This is a genomic window from Paraburkholderia bryophila, from assembly GCF_003269035.1.
GTDB classification, from domain to species: Bacteria; Pseudomonadota; Gammaproteobacteria; order Burkholderiales; family Burkholderiaceae; genus Paraburkholderia; species Paraburkholderia bryophila.
The window spans coordinates 747,308-764,370 of record NZ_QLTK01000001.1; the positions used below are offsets into that span (position 1 = coordinate 747,308).

Here is a 17,063-nt window from a genome sequence, read left to right on the forward strand (position 1 = left end):
AAACCTCGATCAGTTGATAACCGGTGCGTGCTTCGCGACGAAGCGGCAGTAGATGTCGACGTGGCGCTCTGCGCTCGCCGTCCAGTTGAAGCGCGCGAGCAAGGCAGGGACCGCGTGCTCGAAATCGGTTGCGTTCGCACCCGGGGAACCCGGCGGCGCCACCGCGCGCAGCAGCGCGGCCGCAATCGATTCGACATCGGCGGGATCGGCCCAGTAGCACGTGCTGTCGTCGAGATACTCGGTAAACGGCGCAATCGCCGACGCGACCACCGGCGTGCCGCTCGCCAGCGCTTCGAGCACGACGAGGCCGAAGCCCTCGCGCAATGACACCATCGCCAGCACGTCGGCGCTGCGAAATAGCGCGGGCATCGCAGCATCGTCGAGTGGCCCTGTCACCACCACGCTTTCCCGAGGACCGATCGACAGGCCCAACTCGGCGGCCCGTTGCAAAAGACGGCGGGTGTAAGCGTCATGATCGAGCAGGCTCGCGCCTCCCGCGATGACGAGTTGCGCGTGCGGCAGAACGCGCTGTACGGCGGCGAACGCTTCCAAAAGAGTCAGTGTGTTTTTGCGCGCTTCGATACCGCCGACGGCGAGCACGATGGGACCGCCGTCGCCGTTTATGCCCAGGCGATGTCGCAGCAATGCGTTGTCATGCTCTCGCTCCTTCCTGGTCTCCCGAGAAGAAAAGCGCTCGACGTCGACGCCATTCGGCACGGTGATCGCATCGATACCAAAGGCGGAGCGCATTTCCGACGTCCACATGTCGCTTACGCACAGCACCTGATCGGCGTCCTCATACGCGCGGCGCTGCCATGCCGCCAGCCGGCAATCGTCGAACCGGTCGAGGTGATGCACCGTGCGGATAAATCCATGAATGCGCGCTTCAGCTTTCAACTCGGCGAGCGCATTGCCGCTGATACTGTCCTGCGCGTGCAGCAGATCGAACGGCGTAGCGTCGGATTCGATCAATGCCCGCCTGAACGCATCGAGACGTGCTTCGACCATCGCGACGGTGTTGGACTGAGGCAATGCGATAGGCGCATACACCACGCGGCACGGCGATGGGCGGAAAAGTCTTTCGCCACGCACGGCCGGCACGAACACGGTTATGTCGTGCCCTAGCGCCGTCAGCGCCGCCGCCAGTTCAAGCGTATGCACGACACCGCCGCGCGGATTGACCGAATGCGTGAGCAACGCAATGCGCAGCGGATTCATCGCGCACCGCCCTTACCGGCCATGATGAAGGGCTCGCGCTCGAAGTCCCACAATATCGCCGCATCATCCTGCTGATGCACTATCACCTGACGCGTCGCATCAACCGAGCCGATCACCGCGCAAGCCAGCGAGCGCGCATCGAACAACGCCCGCACCGCGTCCACCTGATGCGCCCGCACCGACAGCAAATAACCGAAACTCGGAAACGCGGTGACCCAGCGCGACAGCGCCACACCCTCAGGTTTCGGAATCCGCTCGAGATCGATCCGAGCGCCCACCTGCGAGCATTCGAGCAACATCAGCGCGGTACCGAGCGTGCCGGCCATGCTGATGTCTTTCGCGGCATCGCACAGTCCGCTCTCCGCGAGACGCGGCAACAGATCGAGATCCGCACGCAGCCGCTCCGACGGCGCATCCACCGAGGCATTCCAGAACGGATACGGCTCTTCGAAACGGCCGCGCAAATCGACCGCCATCATCAGGCTGTCGCCCGGCTGCGCATTGAAACTCGACAGCAACGCGTTCGCGCGGCCAATAATCGACACCGCCAGCTGCGCGGCGTCACTGCGCGTATTCGTATGACCGCCGACAATCGGCACACCGTAGGCCACGGATGCCGCCGCCATACCCGCCAGGACCTGTTCCGCCGCGTCGCTGCCTCGACTCCACAACGCGTCCACCACCGCCAGCGGCCGGCCGCCCATCGCGTAGATATCGCTGATATTGACCATCACGCTGCTATAGCCGGCGAACCATGGCATCGCGCTGACAAAATCGCCGACCATGCCTTCGATCGCGAGCAGCAGATAGCCGCTGCCATCGGCAAGCGCCGCGCAATCGTCGCCGAGCGCGACCGCCTGATCGAGGTCGCGCGCACCGCGAGGCAAGTGCCGCGCCAACGCGCCGACCACGTCGACGATATCGGTCTTATGGCGAAAGCCGCGGCTCTCGCGCAACGCGGCGATCAGATCGGCGACGCTCATGCCGCGCTCCGGGCGGAAGCGGAGGCGGCTTGCGAGCCCGCTTCGGAATCGGCTTCACGCTTCGGCGACGCAGCCGGCGTACGCGTCACGAAGCCGCCATACGGCGTCACACACGGCGCGTACCAATCCAGTTGCGCCTGCATCAAATGATGCGGACGACCGAGCAAGGTTTCTTCGGCCAGCACGTCCCAATGCATCGCCCGAAAGAGCGGCACATTCTGACTCTGCACATGGGCGAGAAACGTGTCGCAACCTTGCGCGTGCGCGCTGCTAACCGCAAGCCGAATCAGCGTTGCGCCGATCTTGCCGTGGCGCCGGAACGCCGCATGCACCGCGAGCCGCGAGCCGAACCACACGTCGTCGTGATCGCGATGAATCCGCACCGTGCCAACCACCTGCTCCGGCATACCGGCCACGCAACTCACCGCCACCAGTTGCTGCGCGTGCCGATCGATCTCGTCGCGATCGTCGCCGACAAAAATGCCCTGCTCGATGCAGAACACCGCGCGCCGCAACTTGAACGCCTCATCGGCCTCCCAATCCAGCGTGGTCCACTTGATACGGAATTCGCTCGGCGTATAGGGCGCGGACTCAGTGTGGGAATCCCGCGCAATGCCTGCAATCGCTTCACCAAACATGATCACGCCTCGTACGATGAAAGCGACGAACACGCGCCGCATTTGCCGCAACCCGCCTTGATATCGCTCGAGCGCATCGCAGCGGCGTTGAGCATGCCGCCGAGCGGCTGCAACACCGATTTCATGAACTCAGACGTGGGCGCCGGATGATCCTCCAGCGGCGTACCGCTGATCGGCACGAACGGCACCACGAACGGATACACACCCAGTTCGATCAACTCGCGCGAGATCGTCAGAATCGCTTCCGCGCTATCGCCGAGTCCCGCGAGTATGTAAGTGCTGACCTGTCCACGTCCGAACACCGCAACCGCCGCCTCGAAGGCCTGCATATACCGCGACAACGGCACGCTCGCCTTGCCCGGCATGATGCGTTCGCGCAGCGCGGGCGTCACCACTTCGAGATGCATACCCAGCGTGTCGATCCCACTCGCTTTCATGCGCGCGAACCAGCGGTCGTCGTCGGGCGGCTCGCATTGCGCCTGGATCGGCAGATCGACCGCGGCCTTGATCGCGAACGCGCTCTCGCACAGAATCCGCGCACCGCGATCCGGCGTGGGCGGTGTGCCGGTGGTCAGCACCATATGCTTCACGCGGTCGAGCAACACCGCCGCGCGCGCCACTTCCGCCAGTTGCTCGGGCGTCTTGCGCGCGATCGTGCGTCCCGCCGCGAGCGACTGACCGATCGCGCAGAACTTGCAACTCTTGCGGCGGCTCTCGTAGCGAATGCAGGTCTGCAACACCGTGGTCGCAAGCACGTCCGCGCCATGCAGCGCGGCGATCTGCGAATACGGCACGCCGTCGAGCGTCTGCATGCCGTAAAAACGCGGCGCTTTCGGAAAGCCGATGTTCGCGATCGGAATCGTGCCGCGCAGCAATGCGCTCGATCCCGACGCATCCGGTGTTTGCGCAACGAACGGCGAGTGCCACGCGGTGCTGGTATGCACCGGCACCATGATCGTCACGCCATCCACCGTTACCGCCTTGTGGTCCGACGGTCCCGCGCCGCCGCGGCGGCTCGCCGCGCCCACCTCCGGCGAGACCAGCCGCAAGCCGGCCGACTGCAATTCAGTCATCAATTGACGGCTCTCGGCCGACAGCGTCTCGCTGGCGTTCATCGCACTCTCCTGCGGTTGAAATGAAATCGGGCTGCGCCGCGCTGGACCACTCCGGCATCGGCGCGACGGTTTCCGCCGGACGCCGGTTGATCGCGAGACTCAGCAACTCGGGCCGCGCGTAATGGCCGACCGAATCCATCATGCGTTTGCGCTTGGTAATCAGCGCCATGTCGAGATCGGCGATCACCATACCCTCACCTTCCCGCAACGGCGGCGCGAGATGCTGCCCCTCCGGCGACACGATCGCGGTATTGCAACCGCCACGCAGCGCCTTCTGCAGATTCGAATCCGATGTCACCGAAGCGATCTGTTCGTCCGTGAGCCAACCCGTTGCGTTGACCACGAAACACCCCGACTCCAACGCGTGATGCCGGATCGTCACCTCGATCTGCTCGGCGAAAATCGGCCCCACCAGCGAGCCGGGAAACTGGCTGCAATGAATCTCCTCGTGCTCAGTCATCAACGCATACCGCGCGAGCGGGTTGTAGTGCTCCCAGCAGGCGAGCGCGCCGACGCGCGCCACCGCCGTGTGCGCCACCTTGAGGCCCGCCGCGTCGCCTTGCCCCCAGATCATCCGTTCGTGAAACGTCGGCGTGATCTTGCGGCGCTTGAGCACCAGTCGACCATCCACGTCGAAAATCAACTGCGTGTTGTAGAGGCTGCCGTGATCGCGCTCGTTGACGCCCAGCACCACCACCATCCGGTGCAAACGCGCCTGCTCGGCCACCGCCTGCGTCACGGGGCCGGGCACCAGCACGGCTTCCTCGTACAGCTTCATATGCTCGGCGCCGGACGCAACCGGTGGCTTCACGAAGGAAAAGTACGGGTAATACGGCACGAAGGTTTCAGGGAAGACGATCAACTGCACGCCTTCGCGCGCCGCCTTGCCGATCGCCTCGCACACTTTTTCGAGGGTGCCGCCGCTGCGTTCGAAGTCCGGTGAGATCTGAACCGCGGCGGCGCGCACGATGCGTTTGTCGGACATAGTGGTCACCCGTGTTCCGTCAAACCGTCCACGTGTGGATGACGAGCGCGTTGTCCTTGCGATGCAGAAGCTGGATATCGAGCACGTCGAGCGGACTGATCGGCCGGATACCTTCGATCAGCGACGCTTCGCCGTGTCCATACAGCGCCTGCAGCGCGAAACGGCACGCGTAGACCTTGCCGCCCTCTTCCATGAATTTCATCAACTGTTTGTTGAAGTTCAGATGGCCGGGGAACGCTTCGTCGCCGAGGGTCGGAAAGCCGCGTTGCAGACCGAGCGTGACGCCGGGCCCATACAGCAGCACCGAGGTTTCAAAGCCCTTGCGTTGCAAGCGCGTGGCCTGCAGCAGATTGACGAAACCGATCGAGCCTTCGAACGCGACCGTATGGAACGTGACGAGCGCCTTCTCTCCCGGTTCGGCTTTCACGTCCTCAAAGACTTTCTCCTCGTAGTCGACCAGGTAATCGCCCTTCTGATGCAGCGGTTTGTTGACGGCTGGCATGACACTCTCCGATCAGGTTTGCTAAGTAAAAGAAGGCGCGCGTTCAGCGTGTGCGCGCTTCTCTCAATGCAACGGCCGTGCCATTGATCGGCTGCGCGAATGCGATCAATCCGCAATCAATTCCGCCTCGATTCGAAGTCCGACACAAAAATTTTTCGGGTGTGAAGTTTGCATACCGCCGGGACAGGCCGCGCAAGCGCGATACGCAGCGCGTCACCGCACCAGCCGGGTGCGATTCGCGGGCGCGAACGTGTCGGCATGGTGCAGTCATTCACCACGGGCGATCAATCCGATCATTGATCGCATTTAGATCCGATCAAGTTTTATCGGCCCTGCCACCCTAATCGAAAGCGCGCATGCGATGAACAGCCCAACCCATCACTGGATCAAACGTCTCGCCGATATCCGCAAGCCGGCCTACCTCGCGATTCCCGATCTGATCGAAGAAGATCTGGCCACCGGACGGCTACGACCACGCGACCGCTTGCCTGGCCTGCGCGATCTGGCCGAGGAACTGGCGTTGAATTACACGACGGTGGCGCGCGCCTACGCGGAAGCGCGCAAACGCGGCCTGCTCGATTCGCGCGCGGGCAGCGGCACGTTCGTGCGCGGCCGCACGGCCACGTTGCCGCTCACCGGCGGCAGCAGCATTGAAATGTCGATGAACACGCCGCCCGAGCCGCCCGACTACGCGAACCGTCTGCGCGATTCCGCCGCACGCCGGATGGCCGACAGCGATCCGTACCAGTTGCTGCGTTATCAGGACTTCGGCGGCTCGGCCGCCGACAAGGACGCGGGCGCCGACTGGCTCCGGCGCCGCGTGCCGCACGCGGACACGCAGAACGTCCTGGTTTGTCCCGGCATTCACAGCGCGCTGGTGGCACTGGTGTCGCAACTCGCGCGGCCCGGCGGGACGATCTGCCTCGATACGCTCGCCTATCCGGGCATCAAGGCGATCGCCGCACAACTCGGCGTGCGTCTGCAAGCCTTGCCGCGCGACGACGAAGGTCCGCTCGCGCATGCCTTCGAGGCGCTCTGCAAGACCGACAAGCCAAGCGCGTTCTATTGCAATCCGACGCTGCAGAATCCGAGCACGCTGACGCTCGCGCACAAACGGCGCGAGGCGCTGGCCGATGTCGCGTTGCGCTACAGCGTGCCGATCATCGAAGACGACGCCTACGCGATGCTGCCTCAAAGCGCGCCGGATGCGCTCGCCACCTTCGCGCCCGAGTTGACCTACTACGTGACCGGTTTATCGAAGAGCCTCGGCGCGGGCCTGCGCGTTGCGCATCTGCATGCGCCGACGCCGCGTCAAACGCAACGCCTCGCCGGCGCGTTGCGCGCGACCACCGTGATGGCGAGTCCGTTCACGGTCACGCTGGCCACGCAATGGATCGCCGACGGCACCGCGCTCGATATGCTCAATGCCATCCGCAACGAGTCGCGCGCGCGTCAGGCGATCGCGGCACGGCAGCTCGAAGCGTGGCCTTACGACGCGCATCCGGACGGCTTTCACCTGTGGCTGCCGGTGCCGATAGCAAGTGGCTGGAGCGCGTCCGAACTCGCGTTGCAGTTGCGCAGCCAGGGCATCGCGGCAGTCGCGGGCGCGGCGTTTTCCACCGACGGCAATCCGCCCAACGCGATGCGTGTGTGCCTGGGCGGCTCGAAGACGCGCGAAGAATGCGCCGAGGCTTTGCGCATCGTGGCGGAAACACTCGAGCATCCGCATCATCTGCATTCTCCGGTGATGTGAAGCGATCTCGCGGCAACCTGGCATAGCGCTATTGTCTGACGAATACAACGCCTCGCAGAGCGCCTGTTCATGCGGGTTTCGGTGTTTATTGAAAAGCCCGCGGCGGGCGAAAAATTGTGTAGGATCGCGGCGACCCGCCACAAGCGGGTCTCCCGGCCCCTGTCATAAACTGAAAGCATTACCCGCTCAAGTCCACACTGCCCACGCCGTATACCTCTGGTGAGGCCCCCGCCTCACCGACTACGGCTCACTGCTTACTCCGAAAGACTCCCCGACATGTTCTCTTCCATTCGCGCGCGCATCGTCGCCCTGTGCGTCGCCATCGTTGTGGTTGCGCTCGCCGCCAATGCGGTCCTCAACTATGTCGTCGCCAATTCGTATAACGCCGACGCGATCGAAAACAGTCTGAACGCCGTCGAAAGCGGTCACGCCGACGGGATCGACGACTGGGTCGTCACGCACAAGCAGATGATCGACTCGCTGCAGGACGCCGTGCTGCAACCGGACCCGAGCGCCGCGCTGAAGCTGGTCGCCGCTGGGGGCAAGTTCACCAACGTGTATGTCGGCTACGCGGACAAGACCGCGAAGTTCTCCGACCCGACCGGTATTCCGCCCGACTACGATCCGACCGGACGCCCGTGGTACAAGCAGGCCGCCGCGGCCGGTAAGCCGGTAGTCACGCCGCCGTACGTGGATGTCGGCACCGGCAAGCTGGTGGTCGCGTTCGCCGCGCCGGTGGTGCGCGACGGTGTAGTGAAAGCGGTGGTCTCCGGTGACGTCGCGATGGACAGCGTGATCGCCAACGTCAAGGCGATTCATCCGACGCCCGCAAGCTTCGGCATGTTGATCGACGCGAGCGGCCATATCGTCGCGCATCCGGATTCGAAGCTGACCTTGAAGCCGGTCTCCGATCTCGTGCCGGCGCTCACCAGCGACAAACTGGCCGCCCTGCTCGGCGCCGAACATCCGCTCGAAGTCGACGTGAACGGCAGCGCCAAACTGCTGCGCACCGAAGCGATTCCCGGCACCGACTGGTATGCGGTCGTCGCGCTGGATAAAGCGGAAGCGACCGCCGGCATGCGCTCGCTGCTGACTGCTTCGCTGATCGCGCTGGTCGTGATCGCCGGTATCGCAGCGGCGGTCGTGGCCGCCGTCACCGCCGTGTCGTTCAAGCGCCTCTCGAACGTACGCGACGCGATGGACGCGATCGGTTCGGGCGAAGGCGATCTGACCCAACGTCTGCCCGCCGACGGCAACGACGAAGTCGCGCAGATCGCGCGTTCGTTCAATACCTTCATCGACAAACTCAGCCACGTGATGCGCCAGATTCGCGATGCCAGCGAATCGGTGCGCGTGGCCGCGAATGAAATCGCCGCGGGCAACGTCGATCTGTCGGGTCGTACCGAATCCGCAGCGGCGAGCCTGCAGCAAACCGCCGCCTCGATGGAAGAAATCACCTCGACGGTGACGCAATCGGCGAGCGCCGCGAAGCAGGCCGACGACACCGCCGTGTCCGCGTCGCAAGTCGCTTCGCGCGGCGGCGTGGTGATCGCGGAAGTGATTACGACTATGGGTGAAATCGAACACGCGTCGGTGAAGATCGCCGATATCATCGGCGTGATCGACGGTATCGCGTTCCAGACCAACATCCTTGCACTGAACGCGGCCGTCGAAGCCGCACGCGCCGGCGAACAGGGCCGCGGTTTCGCGGTCGTGGCGGGCGAAGTGCGTAGTCTCGCGCAACGCAGCGCGCAGGCCGCGAAGGAAATCAAGGCGCTGATCGAAGCGACGGTGTCGAGCGTCACGTCGGGGTCGGGCCAGGTGCGTCAGGCCGGCGAAACGATGACGGAGATCGTCAGCAACGTCGCCAACGTGACCACCATCATTTCCGAAATCACCCAGGCCGCGAACGAACAGACGCGCGGCATTCAGGAAGTGAATCGCGCCGTCAGCCAGCTCGACGAAATGGTTCAGCAGAACGCCGCGCTGGTCGAGCAATCGACCGCAGCGGCCGCCGCATTGCAGAGCCAGGCAGTGAGCCTCGCGGGCGCGGTGACGCAATTCAAGCTCGATTAATCGCATATCAATCGCACTACCGGTACGCCAGGGAAACACGCAGTGACGTTCTATCGCAATCTGAAAATCGCCATCAAGCTGGCGTTGCTTGGCGCAGTGCTGCTCGCCGCCACCATAGTGGTCGGACTGGAAGGCTGGCATGCGTTGTCCGACACGCATGCGCTGCAGATCCAGTCGGCGCAAACCTTGAGCCAGTACGCGCAGGCGGCCGACACGGCGCGCGTCGCGCAGGTCGAGTTCAAGAAGCAGGTGCAGGAATGGAAAGACCTGCTGTTGCGCGGCGCCGATTCGGCCGCGTTCGCCAAATACCGCGACGCCTTCAACAACGAGGGCGGCACGACCCACGCCGCGCTGACGCGCCTGAAAGACCAGTTGAGCGCGCTGGGCGCGAATGCGGACGGCGTCGACAAGGCGCTCGCCACGCACGCGTCGTTGCAGGACAGCTATCTCGACGCGCTCAAGCGCTACGACGCCGCCGACCCGAATACCGCTCACGTGGTGGACGGGCTCGTCAAAGGTATCGACCGGGCGCCGACGGCCGCGATCGACGACATCGTCGCTTCCGTCATGCAGCAGGCGCAGGCGTCGAATGTGCGCACCGCCGAAGCCGCGCAAAGTGCCTACACGCTGGCCAGCGCGCTGCTGCTGAGCGTGGTGATCGGCTCGCTCGGGCTCGGCGCATTCGCGGTGTGGTTCCTGAGCCGCAGCATCACGCTGCCGGTGAAGCAGGCGGTCGGCGTCGCGCAGGCAGTGGCGGCCGGCGATCTGCGCGCCGACGTGGCCGTGGTGAGCCGCGACGAAACCGGCCAGTTGCTGGTCGCGCTGAACGACATGAACCATCGTTTGCGCACGATCGTCCACGAGATTCGCGAGGGCGCGCATACCATTTCGTCGGCCACGCAGGAAATCGCGGCCGGCAATCTCGACCTCTCCGCACGCACCGAACAGCAGGCCGCGTCGCTCGAGGAAACCGCCGCGTCGATGCAGCATTTCACCGATTCGGTTCAGCGCAACGCGGAGAACGCACGCGAAGCCACCTCGCTCGCGCAAACCGCCGCGCAAGCCGCACGCGAAGGCGGCGTCGTGATGACCGACGCGGTGCGCACGATGGATCAGATCAACGTGGCGTCCAAACGCATCGTCGACATCATTGCGGTGGTCGAGGCGATTTCCGCGCAGACCAATATTCTCGCGCTCAACGCGGCGGTCGAAGCCGCGCGCGCCGGGACGCAGGGTCGCGGTTTTGCGGTGGTGGCCAGCGAAGTGCGCAGCCTCGCGCAACGTTCCGCCGACGCCGCGCGCGAGATCAAGACGCTGATTCGCGAATCGGTCGCGACGATCGAGGCCGGCACGCAACTGATCAATCACGCGAGCACTACGATGGAAGGCGTGGTGCAAAGCGCCGGCAGCGTGACGCGCATCGTCGAGGCGATCGCGACGGCCAGCGTCGATCAGGCAACGGGTATTGCCGAAGTCAACGACGCGGTGACGCAGATGGATCAGGTGACGCAGAGCAACGCGGCGCTGGTCGAGCAGGCGGCTGCCGCTGCCGACGCGGTGCAAAGCAAGGCGTCGGGGCTGGTGCAGAGCGTGAGTTTCTTCCAGTTGGGCGCAACGGCCTGATGGAGCGGCGCCGCGTTCGTTGCGGCGGCGCAGGTTGAAGCGAATGTAGTGGCTGCGGTTGTCGTGTTCGTTGGCTACTTGTAAAACGCCGCACATGTTGCGGCGTTTTTGCTTCTGCAACGCGGCGCAGGTTACGCGCTGCTTACGATTCGAAGTCGAGCCCGCCGATCAAGGCCACCGGCTCGGCCTGCGTATGCGACAGAAAATCCAGCTCGCGCGCATGGTTCCATGCGGCAAGCTTGCGCGGCAACGCGGCCAGATAACCCGCGAATCTCGCCTCCCCTTGCGCGCCCATCAGTCGTTCGATTTCGTCGCTGTCCCACGTCAGGTACAGATTCAGCGGATGCGGATAGTGGCCGAGATTATCGAGCGGCGCGGCATGGATACGCACGCGCGTAGGTTGCCCGTGACCGCCATAGGGCAGCACTTCGGTATGCACGGTGGCGGCGAAACAGGCGGCGATCGCTGCGGCGATGCGCGGCGCAAACTGTTCGTCGAAACGGGCGGCATTCTCCGGGCGCATCTGGGTCTCCGACTTTCATGCTCGATGAGCGAAGCATCCTAGCATGCAAGCGCGCCTGGATTTGTTGCGTCAGTGCCGCGCTTGTTGTGCTTACGGGGGTTTCCTATAATCCGCGGCTAAGCCTGACAACCAGAGGCAGTCAATGTTCCAGAAGCAGTTGCAAATCCAAGCCCAAAAGCAGTTCCAGATGCCATTTACAACGCGGCTGCGAACGCGGCGGCAAACGCGGCGGCAAACGCGAATCGCTTTCCTGCTCGCTGCTGCCGGATGGTTCAGCACGCCAGCCATGGCGGCCGATCTGATCGCGACGAAACCCGGTGTGATGTGTGTCTCGGCGCAGGCGCTCGCGCAACTCACACTGCCCAATGGCGAGAGCCGCAGCCACGGTGCGACGGCCACGCCCGAACAACTCGCGCAAGCGCAGGCGGGCGGTTGCATCGATATTCAACCGGGCATTACCGTCAACGTGCTGACGGCGCGCAAGAATACGTCGGTGGTGAGCTACCAGCGTCCAGGTGCGACGACGGTCGAGACATTCGTCGTGCCGAACATCGATTTCTCGCCGGTCTTTACCGACGACGCAGCGGCATCGCAACCGGCCGCGCAAAAGCAAACGCAAGCGCAAACGGCAGCGCCGATGCCGACGCCAATTCAAGCGCCTGCGGCAACGCCGGCAACACAGGCAACACCCGCCGGAACCGCACCGTCCGCACCCACCGTCACCGCCCCCGACGGCTATCACGTCATCCAGCGCGCGCCGGGCCTGGATGGCGATTCGATCGAACTGCTCGAAGACGAACGCATCACCCCCGCGCTGCAAAAGCAGCTATGGGGCACGGGTGCTTCGGAAGAAGGTCTGCCCGGCAACGATCCGAAGCCGCTCGCGAAAGCGCAGTTGCGCCTCGTGTCGACGTCGGGCGCGATTGCGGCCACCCGGCAACTGGACTATCCGTTGGCCCGTGTCCAGCCCGCGCCGCTGCACGGTCTGCCCGGTCCGGTGCTGTTTCTCACCGTCGATGCCACCGCGCCGATGGGTTCCTACAGCGGCCCCGCCACGCAAATCCTGATGCCGCCCAGGCAGTCGCTCGACCCCGTGCAATACACCACGGACGACGGCAAAACCAGCCCGCTCGTGCTCGCCGCCACCGGCAAGTCGGCCTGGAAAATTTCGCCGGCGCGCAACGGCGGCGCCGATGAGATTCAACAGGTGGCGTGCAGCCCAGATTTCGACAAGAAAGACAGCACCGGCGACGACGACGATTTCGTGACGCGCTACGAAACCTACCGCTTTGTCGACGGCAAATGGCTGCTCGCACGACGTCAACGCCCGGGCATCTGGGAAAGCGAGCAGGAATTCCCGAAGCGCAACATGTTTCCCTGACCGCGTGAGGCGATAGCGCGCTGTTAACGGCCCAAGCGCGCCCCTCAGCACCCTCAGCACCCTCAGTACCCGACGCTCACCGCGTCGCGCGTGACACGTCAAACCGTCTTCAGCATCCGCGGCCGTGCTTCGTTCACGGCCGCCGTCGGTTCAGGCGCCGTCCCGGACACGGGGGCGCCCTTCTCCGTGCGCATCGACAGATAGCGCAGACAGCACACCCGCAGAAACGACGCGAAGTTGGTCGGCATTTCGCCGCGCAGCGCGATCAGCTCGTCGTAGAGTTTGACCGCGAACTGACTGGTCGTCATGCTCTCGCGCGCCGCGATTTCGTGCAACACGTCCCAGAACAGGTTTTCCAGCCGGACGGTCGTGATCACTCCGTGAATCCGCAACGAACGGGTGCGCGATTCATAGAGGATCGGATCGGCGTTGATGTAGATCCCACACATGACGTTTGCTCCGTGTTTCGCGTCGCATGCGGCGGCGCCTTCATGACGCCGCCGCACACGCCGCTTCTGGTCAACATACGCTGGCCTGCGCCGCCCGACAATCGCGTCGAACCCGAACGCGGCGCTGGTCCCGACAAATCAACCAACCAACATATAAACAAACACACCCTCGCTAAACCGTGCGTTTGCCCATCTGCGCCGCAATGTGATCGGCCTGACGGATCGCCAGTGTCACGATCGTCATGGTCGGATTTTCCGCCGCGCCGGTCGTGAACTGACTGCCGTCCGAGATGAACAGGTTCGACACTTCGTGCGTCTGGCCAAAACTGTTGCATACGCCGTCTTCGGCACGCGCGCTCATGCGTGCGGTGCCGAGGTTGTGCGTGGACGGATACGGCGGCACGCGATACACCGTCTTCGCGCCGGCCGCTTCATACACCGCGGTGCCCTGTTTGAACGCGTGCTCGCGCATGGCTTCGTCGTTCGGATGATCGTCGAAATGCACATTCGCGACCGGCTGACCGTACTGATCCTTCACGTCGGTATTCAGGGTCACGCGATTGCTGTCGCGCGGCATATCCTCGCCGACAATCCACATGCCCGCCGTGTACGCGTACTGATCCATCGCCTGCGCGAAGCTCGGGCCCCACGCGCCGGGGTTCAGAAACGCCGCGTAAAACGGCAGCCCGAGCGACACGGTCTCCATGTGATAGCCGCCCGCGAAACCGCGCTGCGGATTGAACACCGCCTCGTCTTCGATAATGCCGGCCATCGTGGTGCCCTTGAACATGTCCACCTTGTCGTTGAACACCGCGTACACCGAGCCCGTGGTATGGCGCATGTAATTGCGGCCCACCTGCCCCGAGCCGTTCGCGAGCCCTTGCGGGAATCGGCTCGAATGCGAGTTCAACAGCAGGCGCGGCGTTTCGATCGAATTACCCGCGACGGCAACGATGCGGGCTTTCTGGCGCTGCAATTTGCCGTTGCCGTCGTAGTACAGCACCTCCTTCGCCTTGCCGCGCGCGTCGGTCTCGATTCGCACCACGTGCGCCTGAGTGCGCAATTCCATATGGCCGGTGGCCTGGGCGCGCGGCAACTCGGTGTACAGCGTCGACCATTTCGCGCCGGTGCGGCAGCCCTGAAAACAGAAGCCGCGCTGGAAGCAATGCGCGCGATCGTCGCGCACCACGCTATTGATCGCCATATGGCCGGTGTTGCATTCCTTGTAGCCGACCTTCATGGCCCCGGCCGACATCACCTTGAAGTTGTTGTTGCCCGGCAAACCCGGCAGACCGTTGGTGCGCGTCACGCCCATCTTTTGCTGGGCACGGTCGTAGTAGGGATCGAGTTCCGCGCGGGTGAGCGGCCAGTCGAGCAGATTGGCGTCCTTGATATCGCCGTAGGTGGTTTTGGCCTTGAATTCGTGCGGCTGGATGCGCAGGCTCGCGCCCGCCCAGTGCGTGGTCGTGCCGCCCACGGTCTTGCAGATCCATGCGGGCAGATTCGGGAAGTCCTTGGCGACGCGCCAGGTGCCCGACGTGGTGCGTTTGTCGAGCCACGACAGCATCTGGAACGCGCCCCATTCGTCGGTGGTGAAATCGGCTTGCGTGTGTAGTTTGCCCGCTTCCAGCACGACCACGTCGATCCCCTTCTGCGCCAGCTCGTTGGCGAGCGTACCGCCGCCCGCGCCCGAGCCGATGATGACGACGACCTTGTCGTCGTTGTGCGAAAACCGCACCTTGTTGTTGTCCTGATTCATATCGTGTCTCCAGTGTCGACCCGAGTTAGCGCTTTAGCGCTTACTCGGGTCCCATGCACAAGCTGTCGACCCGAGTTGGCGCTTTAGCGCTTACTTGGGTCCCATGCATTCGCAGCGTCGATTAACTATCCGACGGGATCGGACCGCTCGCCCCGGCCGGCGGATTCGGCAGCCACGAGAGACTGTTGAACCCCTTGGTCAGATAACCGCCGTCGCCTTCCGACGCGCCATAACCGAAGTGCGCATACGCCATCGTGTTGGCGTACAACGACACCACCGCCGTACTACGGATCGTGTTGAAGAACGGCGTGCCGGCGAGCGCCGCGACGTCCTGCGCCTGATCGGCGGGCGGTCGTTTGAGCCAGTCCGAACCCGCCCGCGCGTCGAGTTGTCTGACGCCGTCAGCAAGCTGCTGACGCACCGCAGGATCGGTTTTCGCCTTCGTGTCGAGGTCCTTGACCACCAGCGCGTACACCGCGTCGTCCAGCGTGGCGTGCGGATAGAGTTGTCGCGTGAAGGCGAGGATCACTTCGCCCTGATGCGTGTCGAGCCCTTGCAGTTCGAGCGCCCAGACGCGGCTCGGCGCGAGCGTCGACAGCACCGACGACAACGCCAGCGTGCCCATCAGCACGCCGGTGCCGCGCAACAGCGCGCGGCGCGTAAGCGGAATGCGCATGGCTACGGCCGCCGCCTGCGCCGCGCGATGCTCGTGGCCATGAGGATGCTCATGGCCCTGCCCGGGTTCATGATGATGATGAGTGGCGTGTGCGTGATCGGACGCGACGATCGGAATGACCGTTGTCTTCATGTCTGTCTCCTTGTTGACCGGAACCGGCGCGGTGGCGCTGATTCGAGTCCCATGCAAGATAATTTCTGTGGGGTATTGCTCAACACGCGGCGGCCGCCGTTTTGCCTGTTCTATTGATAGTGGTCGTAGCGTTCCAACACTTCGATCTTGTAGCCGTCAGGGTCCTGAATGAAAAAGTAGCGCGCCAGCAATTCACCGCCGTCGTTGTGAAACTCCCGTAGATCGTTGGGCGTCATGCCGAGCTCGATCAACCGCTGCCGCTCGCTTGTCGCGTCGTCCACGCAAAAGGCGACGTGACCGTAACCGTCGCCGTGCGAATACGGTTCCGCGCGGCCTTTATTCCAGGTCAGTTCGATTTCCGCGTCGGCTTCGTCGTTGCGCAAATAGACCAGCGTGAACGCCGGAAAGTCGAGCCGGTGCGAGACGTCGAGATTGAAAGCCTTCTGATAGAACTGCAGAGAACGCGGCAGATCCTGCACGCGGATCATCGTATGGATGAGTTTGGCCATCGGTGTCCCCTCCTGTTTGATTCAAGTTTAGGAGGCCGCCCGCGTGAGTGGTAATGCACGGCTAAATCGCGCCAGGGACTTGCCCTATGTTGCACGTCAGGTTGCATTGCAGCACGCGCGCGCCGAATGGCATCAGGCAAAACCCGCTTGCGACGCGACGTCGGCGCGAATTCGGCGAAGCGCATTCGTTTTCACCGCGAGGCCCTGCACAAGCTGCCGTCCTTTCCCTAACATTCCGGCGTGGACCGGTTTTTATCTGTGCGCTGACGCGCTGTGGAGCGGTGTGGAAAATGGAATTCGATACGAAGGTCGCGATCATCGTGCTGGACGATCTGGCCGTATGGCAAAAACTCAATGTCACCGCGTTTCTCGCGACGGGTATCGCGGGCGCCGCGCCTGAAGCACTCGGCGAACCGTATGAAGACGCCGCCGGCCGCCGGCACGCGCGGCTGCTCGGCCAACCGATGATGGTGTATCAGGCGGATGGCGCCGGCCTGCTGCGCGCGTTCCGTCAGGGCATCGAGCGGGAATTGACGCGCGCCGTCTATGTGCGCGCGATGTTCTCCACCGGCCACGATCAGGCGAATCGCGAGGTATTCCGTGCGGAACCGGCCGACGCGCCCGATCTCGTCGGGCTGGCGGTGCGCGGCTTGAAGAAAGCGGTCGACAAGGCGGTCAAGGGCCTGTCGCTGCATGCGTGAGCGGCAGCGTGGGACGTGGTGACGCGATATAGCGGCGCCA

16 protein-coding genes are annotated in these 17,063 nt (G+C 63.9%); 5 read left to right on the forward strand and 11 right to left on the reverse strand.

The window, feature by feature from the left end:
• Positions 1-9: 9 nt before the first annotated feature.
• Genes BX591_RS03240 through BX591_RS03265 form a run of 6 tightly spaced genes read right to left on the reverse strand, consistent with a single transcriptional unit; the run spans position 10 to position 5,441 of the window.
• A complete protein-coding gene (locus BX591_RS03240; RefSeq protein ID WP_111929257.1) occupies positions 10-1,218 on the reverse strand; it encodes an MSMEG_0565 family glycosyltransferase in 1,209 nt (402 codons plus the stop codon).
• Entirely contained in the window at positions 1,215-2,201 is a 987-nt protein-coding gene (locus BX591_RS03245) for a sll0787 family AIR synthase-like protein (protein WP_111929258.1), read from the reverse strand. The genes BX591_RS03240 and BX591_RS03245 overlap by 4 nt, the downstream gene beginning before the upstream one ends.
• Positions 2,198-2,839 (reverse strand): MSMEG_0567/Sll0786 family nitrogen starvation N-acetyltransferase, encoded by a 642-nt coding sequence (locus BX591_RS03250; protein WP_111929371.1) that lies wholly within the window; start codon positions 2,837-2,839, stop codon positions 2,198-2,200. The genes BX591_RS03245 and BX591_RS03250 overlap by 4 nt, the downstream gene beginning before the upstream one ends.
• A gap of 2 nt (positions 2,840-2,841) precedes the next feature.
• A complete protein-coding gene (locus BX591_RS03255; RefSeq protein ID WP_176343030.1) occupies positions 2,842-3,954 on the reverse strand; it encodes an MSMEG_0568 family radical SAM protein in 1,113 nt (370 codons plus the stop codon).
• Positions 3,905-4,939, reverse strand: coding sequence for a Nit6803 family nitrilase (locus tag BX591_RS03260; protein ID WP_111929259.1), 1,035 nt, complete (start codon positions 4,937-4,939; stop codon positions 3,905-3,907). Before BX591_RS03260 ends, BX591_RS03255 begins: the two co-directional genes overlap by 50 nt.
• A gap of 19 nt (positions 4,940-4,958) precedes the next feature.
• Positions 4,959-5,441 carry an MSMEG_0572/Sll0783 family nitrogen starvation response protein gene (locus BX591_RS03265; RefSeq protein ID WP_035546812.1) on the reverse strand — a complete coding sequence of 161 codons (483 nt, stop codon included), beginning with the start codon at positions 5,439-5,441 and terminating at the stop codon, positions 4,959-4,961.
• A 361-nt stretch (positions 5,442-5,802) separates the two neighbouring features.
• On the opposite strand from BX591_RS03265, the gene BX591_RS03270 reads away from it, so the two are divergent.
• The 3 genes from BX591_RS03270 to BX591_RS03280 all read left to right on the forward strand — a co-directional run bounded on the left by BX591_RS03270 (position 5,803) and on the right by BX591_RS03280 (position 10,893).
• Positions 5,803-7,194 (forward strand): aminotransferase-like domain-containing protein, encoded by a 1,392-nt coding sequence (locus BX591_RS03270; RefSeq protein WP_111929260.1) that lies wholly within the window; start codon positions 5,803-5,805, stop codon positions 7,192-7,194.
• Between the two features lie 276 nt (positions 7,195-7,470).
• Positions 7,471-9,270, forward strand: coding sequence for a methyl-accepting chemotaxis protein (locus BX591_RS03275; RefSeq protein WP_111929261.1), 1,800 nt, complete (start codon positions 7,471-7,473; stop codon positions 9,268-9,270).
• 42 nt (positions 9,271-9,312) lie between these two features.
• A complete protein-coding gene (locus tag BX591_RS03280; protein WP_111929262.1) occupies positions 9,313-10,893 on the forward strand; it encodes a methyl-accepting chemotaxis protein in 1,581 nt (526 codons plus the stop codon).
• A 142-nt stretch (positions 10,894-11,035) separates the two neighbouring features.
• On the opposite strand, the gene BX591_RS03285 is transcribed toward BX591_RS03280, so the two are convergent.
• On the reverse strand, positions 11,036-11,416 hold the full coding sequence (locus BX591_RS03285) for a DUF5594 family protein (RefSeq protein ID WP_111929263.1): 381 nt from the start codon (positions 11,414-11,416) through the stop codon (positions 11,036-11,038).
• A 187-nt stretch (positions 11,417-11,603) separates the two neighbouring features.
• Between BX591_RS03285 and BX591_RS36740 the strand changes: the two genes are divergently transcribed.
• On the forward strand, positions 11,604-12,797 hold the full coding sequence (locus tag BX591_RS36740) for a hypothetical protein (RefSeq protein WP_208459602.1): 1,194 nt from the start codon (positions 11,604-11,606) through the stop codon (positions 12,795-12,797).
• Between the two features lie 98 nt (positions 12,798-12,895).
• Here BX591_RS36740 and BX591_RS03295 read toward each other — a convergent pair whose 3' ends face one another.
• The 4 genes from BX591_RS03295 to BX591_RS03310 all read right to left on the reverse strand — a co-directional run bounded on the left by BX591_RS03295 (position 12,896) and on the right by BX591_RS03310 (position 16,322).
• The gene (locus BX591_RS03295; RefSeq protein WP_111929268.1) at positions 12,896-13,246 is read right to left on the reverse strand and encodes a ribbon-helix-helix domain-containing protein; all 351 of its coding nucleotides are present in this window, start codon (positions 13,244-13,246) and stop codon (positions 12,896-12,898) included.
• A 172-nt stretch (positions 13,247-13,418) separates the two neighbouring features.
• On the reverse strand, positions 13,419-15,005 hold the full coding sequence (locus BX591_RS03300) for a GMC family oxidoreductase (protein ID WP_111929269.1): 1,587 nt from the start codon (positions 15,003-15,005) through the stop codon (positions 13,419-13,421).
• 121 nt (positions 15,006-15,126) lie between these two features.
• Positions 15,127-15,813, reverse strand: a complete 687-nt coding sequence (locus BX591_RS03305) for a tat (twin-arginine translocation) pathway signal sequence (protein WP_111929270.1) — start codon at positions 15,811-15,813, stop codon at positions 15,127-15,129.
• A gap of 110 nt (positions 15,814-15,923) precedes the next feature.
• On the reverse strand, positions 15,924-16,322 hold the full coding sequence (locus tag BX591_RS03310) for a VOC family protein (RefSeq protein ID WP_111929271.1): 399 nt from the start codon (positions 16,320-16,322) through the stop codon (positions 15,924-15,926).
• 290 nt (positions 16,323-16,612) lie between these two features.
• On the opposite strand from BX591_RS03310, the gene BX591_RS03315 reads away from it, so the two are divergent.
• Complete coding sequence (locus BX591_RS03315; RefSeq protein WP_111929273.1) at positions 16,613-17,023, forward strand: DUF2000 domain-containing protein; 411 nt, start codon at positions 16,613-16,615, stop codon at positions 17,021-17,023.
• The last annotated feature ends 40 nt before the right edge of the window (positions 17,024-17,063 follow it).